The organism is Acinetobacter sp. YH01024, from assembly GCF_013420195.1.
Classification (GTDB): domain Bacteria; phylum Pseudomonadota; class Gammaproteobacteria; order Pseudomonadales; family Moraxellaceae; genus Acinetobacter; species Acinetobacter amyesii.
Genome location: NZ_VOYQ01000006.1, coordinates 95,057 through 109,608, shown reverse-complemented (window position 1 = coordinate 109,608; position 14,552 = coordinate 95,057). Strand labels below are relative to the sequence as shown.

At 39.8% G+C, this 14,552-nt stretch carries 12 protein-coding genes; 7 read left to right on the top strand and 5 right to left on the bottom strand.

Features of this window, described 5'->3' with window-relative positions:
- Window positions 1-320 precede the first annotated feature (320 nt).
- Window positions 321-815 carry an Lrp/AsnC family transcriptional regulator gene (locus tag FTT88_RS04975; protein WP_180106426.1) on the bottom strand — a complete coding sequence of 165 codons (495 nt, stop codon included), beginning with the start codon at window positions 813-815 and terminating at the stop codon, window positions 321-323.
- A gap of 113 nt (window positions 816-928) precedes the next feature.
- On the opposite strand from FTT88_RS04975, the gene FTT88_RS04970 reads away from it, so the two are divergent.
- The 6 genes from FTT88_RS04970 (at window position 929) to FTT88_RS04945 (ending at window position 8,645) form a co-directional block, all read left to right on the top strand.
- Entirely contained in the window at window positions 929-1,534 is a 606-nt protein-coding gene (locus FTT88_RS04970) for a LysE family translocator (RefSeq protein WP_180023307.1), read from the top strand.
- 527 nt (window positions 1,535-2,061) lie between these two features.
- Window positions 2,062-2,814, top strand: coding sequence for an electron transfer flavoprotein subunit beta/FixA family protein (locus FTT88_RS04965; RefSeq protein WP_078192067.1), 753 nt, complete (start codon window positions 2,062-2,064; stop codon window positions 2,812-2,814).
- A gap of 18 nt (window positions 2,815-2,832) precedes the next feature.
- Window positions 2,833-3,765 (top strand): FAD-binding protein, encoded by a 933-nt coding sequence (locus FTT88_RS04960; RefSeq protein WP_180066371.1) that lies wholly within the window; start codon window positions 2,833-2,835, stop codon window positions 3,763-3,765.
- Between the two features lie 455 nt (window positions 3,766-4,220).
- The gene (locus FTT88_RS04955) at window positions 4,221-4,853 is read left to right on the top strand and encodes a hypothetical protein (protein ID WP_180173718.1); all 633 of its coding nucleotides are present in this window, start codon (window positions 4,221-4,223) and stop codon (window positions 4,851-4,853) included.
- Window positions 4,854-5,143: 290 nt separating this feature from the next.
- Complete coding sequence (gene gyrA / locus FTT88_RS04950) at window positions 5,144-8,128, top strand: DNA gyrase subunit A (protein ID WP_180009983.1); 2,985 nt, start codon at window positions 5,144-5,146, stop codon at window positions 8,126-8,128.
- A gap of 73 nt (window positions 8,129-8,201) precedes the next feature.
- A complete protein-coding gene (locus FTT88_RS04945; protein ID WP_180039637.1) occupies window positions 8,202-8,645 on the top strand; it encodes a DUF3887 domain-containing protein in 444 nt (147 codons plus the stop codon).
- A gap of 65 nt (window positions 8,646-8,710) precedes the next feature.
- Here the strand turns inward: FTT88_RS04945 and gltP are convergent, their stop codons facing one another.
- Window positions 8,711-10,006, bottom strand: coding sequence for a glutamate/aspartate:proton symporter GltP (gltP, locus tag FTT88_RS04940; RefSeq protein WP_078190399.1), 1,296 nt, complete (start codon window positions 10,004-10,006; stop codon window positions 8,711-8,713).
- A gap of 459 nt (window positions 10,007-10,465) precedes the next feature.
- Here gltP and FTT88_RS04935 point away from each other — a divergent pair, with 459 nt between their 5' ends.
- Entirely contained in the window at window positions 10,466-11,014 is a 549-nt protein-coding gene (locus FTT88_RS04935) for a hypothetical protein (protein ID WP_180003324.1), read from the top strand.
- A gap of 119 nt (window positions 11,015-11,133) precedes the next feature.
- Here FTT88_RS04935 and FTT88_RS04930 read toward each other — a convergent pair whose 3' ends face one another.
- The 3 genes from FTT88_RS04930 to FTT88_RS04920 are packed head-to-tail and all read right to left on the bottom strand — an operon-like array spanning window position 11,134 to window position 14,542.
- On the bottom strand, window positions 11,134-12,252 hold the full coding sequence (locus tag FTT88_RS04930; RefSeq protein ID WP_180173717.1) for an ABC transporter permease: 1,119 nt from the start codon (window positions 12,250-12,252) through the stop codon (window positions 11,134-11,136).
- A complete protein-coding gene (locus tag FTT88_RS04925) occupies window positions 12,249-13,379 on the bottom strand; it encodes an ABC transporter permease (protein WP_180173716.1) in 1,131 nt (376 codons plus the stop codon). Before FTT88_RS04925 ends, FTT88_RS04930 begins: the two co-directional genes overlap by 4 nt.
- Window positions 13,379-14,542, bottom strand: coding sequence for an HlyD family secretion protein (locus tag FTT88_RS04920; RefSeq protein WP_111883932.1), 1,164 nt, complete (start codon window positions 14,540-14,542; stop codon window positions 13,379-13,381). The genes FTT88_RS04925 and FTT88_RS04920 overlap by 1 nt, the downstream gene beginning before the upstream one ends.
- Between the last annotated feature and the right edge of the window lie 10 nt (window positions 14,543-14,552).

Below are 14,552 nucleotides of genomic sequence, written 5' to 3'. Positions count from 1 at the left end.
CTTATGATGCTAAACAAAATCTCTAAATGTAAACCCATTTTGCTGTTCAGTAATCAATTCGCTCAGTTTTGATAGCGAGAGCCTGTAAATCCAATCAGTCGTATTCTTGTTTAAGAAATTAAGCTCAAAGGCTCCTTAGATTGTGTTCGTTCATTTGCCGCAAATCATTATTTTTCTTTGCTTAAAATATAATGAAATACCGCATAGCTAGGTTTTTGCATTCGAGGCTGTGAATAACTGCGTTACTACGTGGTCATTCTTGTAGTATCAGCCTCGTCGTTTCTAATGCTTGAGTTGCTCGTTGGCAGACCAATTTCTGTTTATAAATCTTCTAACGGTAACTGGAAGCTTTGTTTGATGATTTGGCTAGGTAAATCAGTCTTTACACTAGTGATGCCATTTTTCTTGGTTAAGTGAGTAGACTGAAATTTACGGTAACTTTCTAGGTCAGGAACTACAACTTTGAGCATTGCATCGCACTCACCCAAAATAATGTAGCACTCCATGACTTGAGGAAGTTCTTTCATCGCTTCGATAAAAGTATCGATGGTTTCAGCATCTTGCCCATTCAACCAAATACGAGAGAACAAAATTAATTGAAAGCCAATCTTTTGTGGATCGACCACGGTGGTGTAATTCTGAATCACACCTGCTTCTTCGAGTAATTTAACCCGACGTAAACAAGAAGAAGGCGAGAGTCCAATTTCCTTGGCTAAGTCATTATTTTGGATGCGGCCATTATTTTGAAGTGCGCGAATGATATTTTTATCAATACGATCTAGTTTAACTAGAATTGACTTAGAAGATGTCTTCATAAAATAGAATATAATTCTAAAAATAATATCTATTATAGAATATTTGATATCCTATTTTAAAGCGATTCAAACATACTAATTTCACTTTCAGGACATAGAAAGGGAAAATTGAAATGTCTGTATTTGCTTTGTTTGCCTTAACGGTAATTCCCCTTATTTTCACACCAGGACCCGATATGCTTTTTATCCTGTCACAAGTGATGGGTAAGGATGCAAAAGCAGGCATGATGGCAACAGTGGGGGTGTGCTCAGGTTATTTGGTTCACTCGATTTTAGTGGCATTGGGTATTGCTGCGATTATCGTGTCATTTCCACTACTCTTTGAAACAATCCGCTGGTTGGGGATTGCTTATCTTTTATATTTGGCAACGCATTTGCTGCGTTCAGTATTTAGCAGTAAAAAATTAAGTATTGAGAAAAAGTCAGCGTCCAACCCGATTAAAAAAGGCTTTTTTACGGCTTTACTGAACCCGAAAGGAATGTTGATATATTTTGCAATTTTGCCGCAATTTATCGATAAATCAGCGAATACCGTGAGTCAAGGTTTGATTTTGTCCTTCATTTTTATTGGGCTGATTTTTGTGGTGTATTGTAGTTTAAGTGTGGTCTTTGCACGTATTACACAAAAAACTCAAATTGATGAACGCAAACAAAAGTGGATCGATGGTACATCAGGTGGTTTATTGGCTCTCGCTGCGACATGGTTAATTGCCAATTAAAAACAGCAAATGTAAATAGAAATAAATGCTTTAACTAAAACCTTCGTGAAAGCGGAGGTTTTTTTATATGTGCTGAATATCGACACATATTAAGAACAAGAAAGAGAGAAAAACCCACCAATTAGCTTCGGAAAAGTGAAATTAGCGCTAAATTCATTATGCTTCTATCTTAAATGACAAGTTTAGATATGTTGCCGAATGTGTAGAGGGAAAGCTCTATTTCAGAAAGATTGATCGAAAATTGATATTAAATCAGATCTTTTGATGAGCTAAATCAAGTAAAAAAATAATAAAAATCAATGCTTAAAAAATAACTGAATAATGCGTTTTTTTGGATAACTGAAGCATTCTTTAAAAAATGTGAACGATAAGTTCAAGGAAATTACGCTTTTTTACAGGTCTTTCGATAATTGTGACTTGACCGAAATGCCGTACACATTGCAAGATAGGGCACCTAAAAAATTTAAAGTGAAGAGTTAATATAACTTTTCTCAACATTTACATTTGCTAAAACAGCCGAGGATTACATGAAGGCTCTTGTTGCTGTAAAACGTGTGGTTGATGCCAACGTTAAAGTTCGCGTTAAGCCGGACAACAGTGGTGTTGACTTAACGAACGTTAAAATGTCAATTAACCCATTCTGTGAAATCGCAGTGGAAGAAGCGGTTCGTTTAAAAGAAAAAGGAACTGTTTCAGAAATCGTTGTTGTTTCTATTGGTCCTAAAGAAGCTCAAGAACAAATCCGTTCTTCTATGGCGCTTGGTGCAGACCGAGGTATCCTTGTTGAAGCTGACGACAGCCAGTTAGGTGCACTTGAAGTTGCAAAAATCCTAAAAGGTGTTGTAGACGCTGAACAACCTCAATTGATCCTTCTTGGTAAACAAGCAATTGATGACGACTCTAACCAAGTTGGTCAGATGCTTGGCGCGCTTTTAGGTGCTGGCCAAGGTACTTTCGCTTCAGAAGTTAAAGTTGAAGGCGACAAAGTACAAGTGACTCGTGAAATCGACGGTGGTTTACAAACTGTTGAACTTGCACTTCCTGCAATTATCACCACTGACTTGCGTTTGAATGAGCCACGTTATGCTGCTCTTCCAAACATTATGAAAGCGCGTAAAAAGCCGCTTGATACTAAGTCACCTGCTGATTATGGCGTTTCACCTGCAACTAAGCTTAAAACTGTTAAAGTTGAAGCTCCTGCAGAACGTAAAGCGGGCGTACAAGTGAAGTCTGTAGATGAGCTTGTAGATAAATTGAAAAACGAAGCGAAAGTGATCTAATACAGAAGGATAAAAATCATGAGTATTTTAGTTATCGCTGAGCACAACAACAAAGCACTAAATGGTGCAACTCTTAACGTTGTTGCTGCAGCGCAAAAAATCGGTGGTGATATCACTGTATTAGTAGCTGGTTCAGGCGCTCAAGCAGTTGCAGACCAAGCAGCTAAAGTTGCGGGTGTAAGCAAAGTATTACTTGCTGACGACGCTGCTTATGCTAATCAATTGGCTGAAAACGTTGCTAAATTAGTTGCTTCTATCGGTGCGGGTTACACTCACATCCTTGCTGCTTCTACGACAACGGGCAAAAACGTACTTCCACGTGCCGCTGCGCTACTTGACGTAAGCATGATCACTGACATCATTGCTGTTGAAGGTCCTAAAACTTTCAAACGTCCAATCTATGCAGGCAACGCGATTGCAACTGTAGAGTCTGGCGAGTCTGTTGTAGTTGCGACTGTTCGTGGTACTGCATTTGATGCTGTTGCAAGCGAAGGCGGCTCTGCTGCAGTTGAAGCTGTTGCATCTACTGGTGATGCTGGTATTTCTAAGTTCGTTTCTGAAGAAATCGTGAAATCTGAACGTCCAGAATTAACAGCTGCGCGTATTGTTGTTTCAGGCGGTCGTGGTGTTGGTTCAGGTGAAAACTATCACACTGTTCTTGATCCATTAGCGGACAAGCTTGGTGCTGCGCAAGGCGCATCTCGTGCAGCAGTTGATGCTGGTTTCGTACCAAACGATATGCAAGTGGGTCAAACAGGTAAAATCGTTGCTCCTGACTTGTACATCGCTGTAGGTATCTCTGGTGCGATTCAGCACTTGGCAGGTATGAAAGAATCTAAAGTGATCGTTGCGATCAACAAAGATGAAGAAGCGCCAATTAACTCAGTAGCTGACTACTGGTTAGTGGGTGATTTGAATACTGTTGTTCCAGAATTAGTATCTAAAATCTAATTTCTGAACGCAGTTCAAAACGCTCCTAAGCTTATGGTTTAGGGGCGTTTTTGTTGTTTGAAGAATTAGTAGGTCTTCTTGGTTATGTTTAATCGATTAATTATACGTAAATGTACATATATAAATTGCAGTTAGATGTTTCATGCTTATGGGGGTAGTGGATTCTTAGTTTAGTACTTCAATATTCATACGATGTGATTTCTTATTATTGGTATTAGACACGACTGTAGCGTAAGCTAAACGTATGTTGAAACTTAAATGGTAAGTAAGCAGGAGCAATCGCTTGGTAATAGGATGGAAATTAATAAATTATAAAAAATACAAAGATTTAAAATAAAATAATAAAAATTTATCCTTCAAGTTTGAATCTTAAACTTAAAGCAAGCTTAAAGGATTGTATATTTTGTGTTAACATTGCTTTTTTATTGAACTTGCCCTTTAGGCTGAGTCTCCCTTTGAAATTTGATTTTCAGTTACCAGTCAGTGTATTGGTGCTGATGATCTGCTGTTTACTTTTTCCTGTTTTACAAAGTATCTCTTTTCCTTTATTTGATGGAATGACTGTTACAGCAGTTGAATCGGTCCAAGCATTGTTATTGCTGTTTTTTGCGATTTTTACTTTTTTCTATATTCGACCACTTGAAATGCAAGATGGAAAGATACTATTTTGGTTGTGGGCTGTTGCATGGTGGTTGTTGCTATTTGGTCGCAGTATTAGTTGGGGGCGTGACTATTTTCCTGATGTGCCTAAACCGTATTTTCGTTTAATTTCGGTATTCATGATTGCACCTGTCGTCTTTATGCTGTTTTCGCCTTATTTACGCCAAGAAATTGTACATAAACTAAAAACCTTGGCTTTACCAATTTGGCCATTCGGCTTGGTGATATTGGGCTTACTGATTTCTGATGCAGTTGAGCATAGTCGAAGTCTTAGTTTTTTATTTTTGTATGATTTGGCTTGTAAAGATTTCATCGAAGAAGTTTATGAATTTCCGCTTATTTTAGGTTTGTTTTTAACAGCATACCCATGGATGCAGCAGGATCATGTACCTCAAGAATTAGAGGTCATGCAATATCATAAAGAGTGATTTTTATCACATTTATGGGTCTAAATTTGAAGCTTCGAGAAGAAATATTTTGAACATTAAACAACCTCTATTCTTAGAGGTTTTTTTCACAGCAAATAAAATCAAAATGCTTAAAATAAATACAAAAAATCATGGTTCTAGTGCAAGATGATTGGCACAAAAATTAGGGTTTTTATGCTATACTGTCCGACTTGATTTTTGATATTGGTTCAGTGTTTTTTGAACTAATTTTTACAGATTTACGATATATAAATGCGGGCAGAATTCTGCTTGTATAACAAGGAGTATGCATGAGCGTATCGGAAATTAGACCGATTGCCATTGAGGATGAACTGAAGAGCTCATATCTCGATTATGCAATGAGCGTGATTGTGTCACGTGCGTTGCCAGATGTCCGAGATGGTCTCAAACCTGTTCACCGTCGTGTGCTTTTTGCAATGCACGAATTGGGCAATGACTACAACAAAGCTTACAAAAAGTCTGCCCGTGTAGTCGGTGACGTCATCGGTAAATATCACCCACATGGTGACTTAGCTGTATACGAAACTATTGTTCGTATGGCTCAAGATTTCAGCTTACGCTATCAATTGGTTGATGGTCAGGGTAACTTCGGTTCTGTCGATGGTGACAGTGCAGCAGCAATGCGTTATACCGAAGTTCGTATGCGTAAATTGACCCACGAACTTTTAGCGGATCTTGAGAAAGATACCGTAGAGTGGGAAGACAACTACGACGGTTCTGAGCGTATTCCACAAGTCATGCCAACACGTGTGCCTAACTTGTTGATTAACGGTGTAGCTGGTATTGCTGTAGGTATGGCAACCAATATGGCTCCGCATAACATGACAGAAGTCATTAATGCATGTCTTGCTTATGCCAACGATCCGCACATCAGCATTGAAGGATTAATGGAACACATTTCTGGTCCAGACTTCCCTACAGGCGGTATCATTTACGGTAAATCTGGCATTGTCGATGCGTACCGTACTGGTAAAGGCCGTTTGCATATCCGTGGTAAATATCACATTGAAGAAGACCAAAAATCGGGCCGTAGCACGATTGTCTTCACTGAAATTCCTTATCAAGTTAACAAAGCAAAAACCATTGAACGTATTGCTGAGTTGGTCAAAGAGAAAAAACTTGAAGGTATTTCTGAACTTCGTGATGAATCAGATAAAGAAGGGATGCGTATTGCAATTGACTTGAAGCGTGGTGAAAACGCTGAAGTGATTGTAAATAACTTATTCCAAAATACCCAATTAGAAAATTCATTCAGTATTAACATGGTCTGCCTCGATAATGGTCAGCCTAAGTTAATGAACTTGAAAGATATTATTGCAGCGTTTATCCGTCACCGTCAGGAAGTGGTTACACGCCGTACCATGTTCGAATTGCGTAAAGCACGTGAACGTGGACATATCTTAGAAGGTTTGACGGTTGCACTTGCAAACATCGATGCGATCATTGAAACCATCAAAACATCTGCAAACCCAAGCGAAGCACGCGAACGTTTACAAGCGGGCGAGTGGGCAGGCGGTGGTGTTGTTGCATTGCTTGAAAAAGCGGGTGCGGTATCTGTCCGACCAGATGAAATTGAAGGCGAAGATCCAGCACGTCCATTTGGTTTAACAGGTGATATTTATCGTCTGTCTCCAACCCAAGTAGGTGCGATCTTAGAACTTCGTTTACATCGCTTAACTGGTCTAGAACAAGACAAGTTACAAGCTGAATATACAGAAATTCTTGGTCAAATTGCTGAATACACGGCAATTTTGAACGATTTCAACTTATTGATGAACGTGATTAAAGAAGAATTGGCTTTAATCCTTCAACAATATGGCGATGCACGTCGTACCGATATCGTGGAATCACGTATCGACTTCTCTCGTGAAGATTTAATCCCTGAAGAGCAAATGGTACTAACTGTTTCTAAATCAGGCTATGCAAAAACTCAACCATTGTCAGACTACGCTGCACAGCGTCGTGGTGGACGTGGTAAGTCTGCAACTTCAATGAAAGAAGACGATTACATCCAGCATTTGATCGTGACTTCAAACCACGCAACAGTGCTTTGCTTTACCAATGTAGGTAAAGTTTATCGTCTGAAAGTGTATGAAGTGCCTCAAGCATCTCGTGGTGCGAAAGGTCGTCCAATGGTGAACTTATTACCATTAGATGAAAACGAAACCATCACCGCTATTTTACCTGTGGTTGATGCGCCGAAGAAATTTAAAGAACGCTTGGCTGACTTTAAAGCATTTGTAAAAGCCAATAGTGCACAGCTACAAACCAATGAAGTGATTAATAGTCATTTTGCTGGTTTAGAAGCTGCACTTGCTGAGACTGAAGATGGTGCAGATGATTTATCTGACGCACTTCGTATTCAGTTGAAACAATTGGGTCTAGAGTTGTCTACGACTGATCTTGATGATGAAATCATCAATGACTTTGCACAGCAAGCGGAAGCCGTTCGTAAAAACTTCTACGTATTTATGGCAACAGAATACGGTACGATTAAACGTGTTGAGTTAGAACAATTCTCGAATGTTCGTTCAAACGGTCTACGCGCGATTGAACTCAATGGTGATGACACCTTAATCGGTGTTGCCATTACCGACGGCGAACAACAAATCATGTTGTTCTCAAACGAAGGTAAAGCCATTCGTTTTGCAGAAACTGACGTGCGTTCAATGGGTCGTTCTGCCAAAGGTGTTCGTGGTATGCGCGTGACCATTGGTGCAGCAGCTCAAGCTGAAGACGCTGAAGATGCGGATGTAGAGTCTGATGATGAAGATACCTCTGATTCAGCTCTCATTAGCCGTATAGTGTCATTGGTAGTTGTTCCGGAAACTGGTGAAGTACTTTGTGCTTCAGCTAATGGTTATGGTAAACGTACACCAGTAGATGACTTCCCAACTAAGAAACGTGGCGGTAAAGGTGTTATTGCAATTAAAACATCTGAACGTAACGGTGAACTTGTTGGTGCGGTAGCGATTGATGCGTCTAAAGAGCTAATGTTAATTTCAGATGGTGGTACGTTGGTTCGTACACGTGCGTCTGAAGTGGCACAAACAGGTCGTAATGCTCAAGGTGTTCGTTTGATCCGTTTAGGTGAAAGCGAAATCTTGGTCGGTGTTGTTGCGATCGAAGCAGTTGAAGAAGACGAAACTTTTGAAGAAGTGGAAGCAATCGAAACTGAGCAGCTTGTCGATGACTCAACGATTATTGATCAAAATGACAATGAATCAGATCTCAATGAGCCTGAAGAAGACTAATTGAAGATTTAGAAAAGAGGGCGCTACGGCGTCCTTTTTTATAGACAGATAATTTTAGATTGATGAGTACAATATGAAATTAAAATATTTTGCAATGGCTTCACTTATTGGGCTTGGCGGCTGTGACCAAATTGGCCAAAAAGCATTAAATGCAATACCAGACCCAAGTGTTGAACAGACTGAAGTAGCCCAAGCTGCCTATGATCAATTACGTGAAGGCAATTTTGAAAAGCTGTACACTTACTTTGAACCAGAACTCAAAGCGAAGTTTGAACAGAATGAAAAAGAGCTGCGTAAATTTGCACGAGGTATTCCGAAACAAGATTACTCACGCAAAAATATAGTGGCAAAGCACATTGAAAAATCGACTGAAAAGCCGTCTTTATATACGGTCACTTATGAGTACGGTTATACCAATAAAAACCTTGTACAGTACGATGTAAGTTTTGATAAGCCGGCAGGAAGTAACAAAATTCGAGATTTTAATATTTCAGTGTTTGGTGAAAAAAATAAATAAAGTTTGGAAAAATAAAACAAAGCTGTAAAAAAGGACGCCGAAGCGTCCTTTTTTATGACATAAAATTAAGCGGCATCTTTTAGATTAGCAGCATAATTTTTTTGTTTTTCAGTATCAAATTGGCCTTCCCATTTACTGATCACCAGTACCGCAAGCGCGTTACCAATCACATTTAGTACAGTACGTGCCATATCTAAAATACGGTCAATACCCGCAATGAATGCCAGACCTTCAAGTGGAATACCGACACTGCCGAGAGTCGCTAGCAAGACCACGAAAGAAACGCCAGGTACACCTGCAATCCCTTTAGAGGTAATCATCAAGGTTAGGACCAGAATCACTTGTTGGGTGATTGTCAGATCGATCCCGTAAAGCTGAGCAATAAAGATAGCCGCAATACTTTGATATAGGGTCGAACCATCGAGGTTAAATGAATAGCCAATTGGAATCACGAAACTGGTAATCGGTTTCGGAGCACCGTAAGCTTCCATTTTTTCCATAATACGGGGGAGGACAGTTTCAGAACTTGCAGTTGAATACGCGAGAATCAATTCATCTTTTAAGATCTTGATAATGGCCCAAACACTGAAGCCACAGAACTTGGCAACGGCACCTAATACTATAAAAATAAAGAAGAATATTGCACCATAAACTAAAACTGCGAGCTTAAGCAGTGGCACAAGAGAGCTGAAGCCGAAATTCGCAACAGTCGCTGCAATCAAGCCGAATACACCAATAGGTGCAAACATCATGATCATGTGCGTAACTTTAAACATCGTTTCAGAAACAGCGGTCAACACTTTAATTAAAGGTTGTTTTACTTCCTGATCAAGCGCACCTAAACCTACACCAAACATCACAGAGAAAAAGATGATTGGGAGCATTTGACCACTCGTCAAAGCTGCAAAAAAGTTAGATGGAATAAGTGAAAGTATTGTTTGAATCAAACCATGAGAATGTTCACTGACTTCATGTGTTGTTTCTTGATACTTTGAAATATCGACTTGCGTCAATGCAGACATATCAATGCCGGCACCAGGTTGGAATACGTTGGCTGCAACTAAACCGACTAAAATAGCAACGGTGGTAATGATTTCAAAATAAATAATCGTTTTGAAACCTAGTTTACCTAAGTTACTACCGTGACTTGTATTGGCAATACCTAAAATAAGCATCGACACAACAAGCGGAATAACGATCATCTTAATGAGGTTAATAAAAATTGAGCCCAAAGGAGTCAAAAAGTTATTAACTAAAGCATCACGATATTCAGGAGAATAGTGTAGGAAAGCACCAACAAGTATACCTAGAATGAGAGCAATCACGATTTGCCAGGCAAGGCTCACCTTAATCTTTTTCATACATCAGCTCTTATGTCAGATTTGGGAGAAAAAAGCCCACAGTCATCCACGAACAAATGTTGCAGACAGACTGAATCCGCCATGACAAAAAGTTCTGAATAATTTGGGAGATAAATACGATAATATTTTGCAGTTTATATGAGAATACAGCCAACGATTTTGATCAAAACTAAACTGTTTGATCGATAAATTATCATTTTTAGTTGTATAAGCGATTTGATTGTTAAGTTTAATTTATAGAACGAATAAAATTGAGTTATTAATGAACACTTCACAAAATCTCTGATTTGCCTAGAAAGATCGAAAAACTAATTGTGAGCCTGTATTTTTCATTTTTATATAGAAGTTTGCTTTATACTTGTGAGGCAGATAAATCAGTGAAAATTCTATAAATCACACAGATTATCCGAAATAAATTTTAACTTTATATATTTTAATAATAACCAGAGGGCTTGTACGGTGTTGAAAAAATTAGTCGTCATCATCGCTTTAATCTTACCTATAACGGCTTGTGAAAAAATTGGCGATTTCTTGATTGCAAAATTCGAATCAAGCCTACCAAGTGAGACAAGCTCACAGCGTACTAAGTCAGAAAAATTATTCGCAGCACTACACCAACCCCATCAAGACAGCTTTTTGGCATTGGTTGAAGAAAATGTTCGTGATGTGATGCTAGCAGATCCAGAGCTGTTTTCACGTATGAAAAAGCTGATTCCTGCAGGTCAACCTAGCGCTGAAGCGCAAGTGATTCAGCGAATGGCAAATACTCGGCTGGGAGAAGGTAAGACCACAACAATTGTGTATAAATATGATTATCCGCAAAAAGAACTGTATATGAGTGTGGTCTTTGCAGGTCATGATGGGGACGATAAAGTGAAAGGATTCTGGCTCGAAAACGCTGCAGAAAAAGAATCAGATGATTTGGTTACTGAGATCACCTCAGATGCAGATGATTTTGATATTCAAGTGGATGAAGCATCGACTGTCACGCCAAATGCATACAGCTAATAGATGACAGCAAGAATTTAAATTTGAGACATGATTAGATACAAAGCGTTCGAGTCTATGATGAATAGGTTTGAACGCATTTCGCTTGAGACCAGACATGTCTTACAGCACAAACAGTTTTATCTTTTGGCAAACTTTAAACGCCAGACAGCAAGACATAAAAAAATCAGTCCAATACTTGTGAGGTAAAGCAATTTAGGGATGACAATTGCTGTAGGTACACCCATCTGATTGAGTTGAAGAAACATTTGAATGCCTTGAGTTGACGGCAACACCTGAGCAAGTATTTGCATCCATTCAGGCATAGCTGCATGCGGCCATGCCGTTCCCGAAAGTAGAAATAGCGGAATAGAACTAAAAACGATGACATGTCCTGCACGTTCTGGCAGGTCAAGAAAAGTTGCGAGATAGAGGGTCATCGCAATAATACAACTGAGGAAGATGGGCACAGCAATGAACATGCCCCAAAAATTTCCACCCCGTGGATAATCGTTCAGCCAAAAGGTAAAACCAAATAAATAGAAGCACCCTAAAGTCCCGATAGTCAAAATACACAAGAAGATGCCAGCCAATTGTGAATAGCTTGGACGCCATGTGGTGTTTTGTCGATAGGTCGCAATCAGCATGCACAGACCCAATAAAATCGTCTGATGAATAATTAAGGGAGCAACCGCTGGGAAAATATAGCTGCCGTAGCCTGAAAGTGGATTAAACAATGGAATCTTATGGATAGATAAAGCTGGGCTAAAATCGGATATGTTCTGGAATTTTTCTGCATATTCGCCGAGAGCATTTTCCATCGAACTGGCTAAACCTAAGCCAATTTTTTGCGTCTTTAGAAAGTTTGCAGCACTGAGATATAAACCAATTCCACCGGTTTCACCACGGCGAATGCTATTTGAAAGATTACTCGGCAACAGTAAAATCCCGTCAGCTTGCTGACTTCGGAGCATATTTTCAGCTTCCGCAAAATTACCAGTCACAGCTCGAATTTCTACATTGGGACTATTGGCTACAGCACCAATAATCGTATTGGTGAGTATGCTTTGTTCCTCATCCACCACAATAATGGGGAGCGATTCTGCGTGTTCCGCTTGATAAGCAATGGGATAAAAAAAACTGTAAAGAAAAACAGAAAGCACTAAGGTGGTAAAAATCGAACTGTGCTTAACAATATCTTTAAAGGTTTGAATATAGTGTCTGAGCAAAGTTGATAGAAATGACACGATTTTATTCATATGCTTTGCTCCTTCAGTACTTTCCGTAAAAAGAAGCTGGCAAGAACCAAATAGAACAGACAGTAAATGATCAGGGTGACAAGCGGTGTGATTGAAATGGAGATTGGGCTACCAATGACCCATTGTTCTGTTTGTAATTTGGCATAAGGCGTATAGGGAATAATATTGGCCCAGAATTTTGTAAACATCGGCGCGTTATTCAGCGGCAATGTCACCCCTGCAAAACTCAGTGATGAGCCACCATATACCGCAATAAAACCAAAAGATTTGGTGAGATCACGTGTCGCCAAAACTACAGTAGAACTGATAAAGGCATAGGCTGTATAAAAAAACAATTGCCCGAGCAAAATGAGCAGTAATGAACCCTGAACAAACCACCCTCGAAACACGATTAGCCAGAACATCCATGCCCATGTCCAAGCGGTAAAAATGAAAACATAACTGAGATTTTTAGCGATTAAAGCTTGAAAGACAGAAGTCGGTTTCACCCATTGATTTACAGTGTCATATTTGATTTCTTGACCGACTGAAAATGCGACACAGCAACACAGTAATAAATGCAGAATCGCAGGAATCATGTACGGCTCTAAATAGAACTCATAATTTAAACCTGGATTATATAAAGGTGAAATTTTGACATTGGGTGTCGGTGCATCGAGGTAGGGAATTGTATTTTCTAAATACTGATGACCACTAAAATCGGCCATGGCTTGCAATGTACTTAGCAGCATGGCTGATGAAATACTATTGCCGACACTAAAATAGCTTTGGTTATAGGCAATGCTGACTTCTGCATCTTTTGCTTGAACCAGTCGTTGCTCTGCACCAGCAGGAATATGAATATAGCCCCAAATTTGAGTCTGATTTAAAAGCTTTTCAGCATCATCCATACTGGGTGTAATGGTGGCTACTTTTAAGGTATGGTTCAGCTGCGCAAAATGAGTAATGTTACGGCTTAAACTGCTTTGATCTTGGTCTATGATCGCAATGGGTAAATGATCTGGTTTGCCTTGAGCAAACATATTGGTAAAGAGCAAAATCACAAGGGCAGGGGCAAGTGTGACCATACACAATTCCCATTTATGCTGCATCAAATAGCGAAACTCACGCAGAATGCCCCTAAACATTATTTACGCTCTTCAATTTTAAACAAAACGCTCATACCCACTTTTAAGTCAGCAATCGGCTGAGCGGGTTTCAGTTGGACTTTAAAACTACGAATGTCATAGCCGCCCGTTTGTCGCGTGGTTTTGATTGTTGCAAATTCACCTTCGGCTTCGATGTGATCAATTTTAAACTCGGCAGATTTGTTCAGCGCCGGTATAAATCCTTGCATGGTCTTGAGTTGATACACTTGAGCATACTGGTCTTCACGGACATTTAAGCTAATCCATAAGCTATCATCTTGAATCAGGCTTACAACGGGCACACCCATTGCAACTAATTCTGAAACTTTGCCATAGGTTTTTGAAATAGTGCCATTGGACGGTGCAAATAACTTGGTTTCAGCCTCAAGTGCATTGGCTTCAGCCAACGCGGCTTGCGCAATCTTGACTTGGGCATCTGCCGAGCTTTGTTGTTGCGGTGTACTGCCACGTTTTGCACGCGCATATTGTTGATAAGACGCTTCTGTCATTTGTGCAGCAGACACTGCGGCAGCTTGCATTTCATCACGGCGTTGTCGTGAAATGACACCTTCTTTATAGAGGTTTTGACCACGTTGGTATGTGGTTTGCGCCAATTGTTGCTGTGCTTTTAGACTTTGCCAATTGGCATATAAACTATCAATATTTTCTTGTTGAGAGCCACGTTCAGCTGTGGATTGCAGTGCTTGCGCAGATTGGAGTGCAGCTAAAGCCTGTTGTTTCTTTGCATCGACTTCGGGGCTGGTTAAACGAACCAGTGCTTGACCTGCTTGTACTTTTTCACCGTCATGCACATATATTTCTTCAATACGACTAGGTACTTTGGTACTAATGTGGATGGTTTCAGCCTCAACTCGACCTTGTAATTCAACCTGCTTGGGCTGATAACTTTTCCATAAGCCAAATGCAATCAATGCCAAAAGCAGAACTAAGACAATGCCAATCACGAGCTTGATCAAAGCAGATTTATTGCGACTTTGCACTGAGCTTTTTTTCGTCTCTGCATCAGTATTGGTATTCACTTTCTTTGGAGTATCCTCAGCAGTATTTGCTGTAGACGAAACGTTTGAACTCGAGACATTGGATTGGGATGTTTCAGCATTCGCAGAGGCATCTTCTTGGTGATCAGTTGGTTCCTGATTCATATGGTTTCCC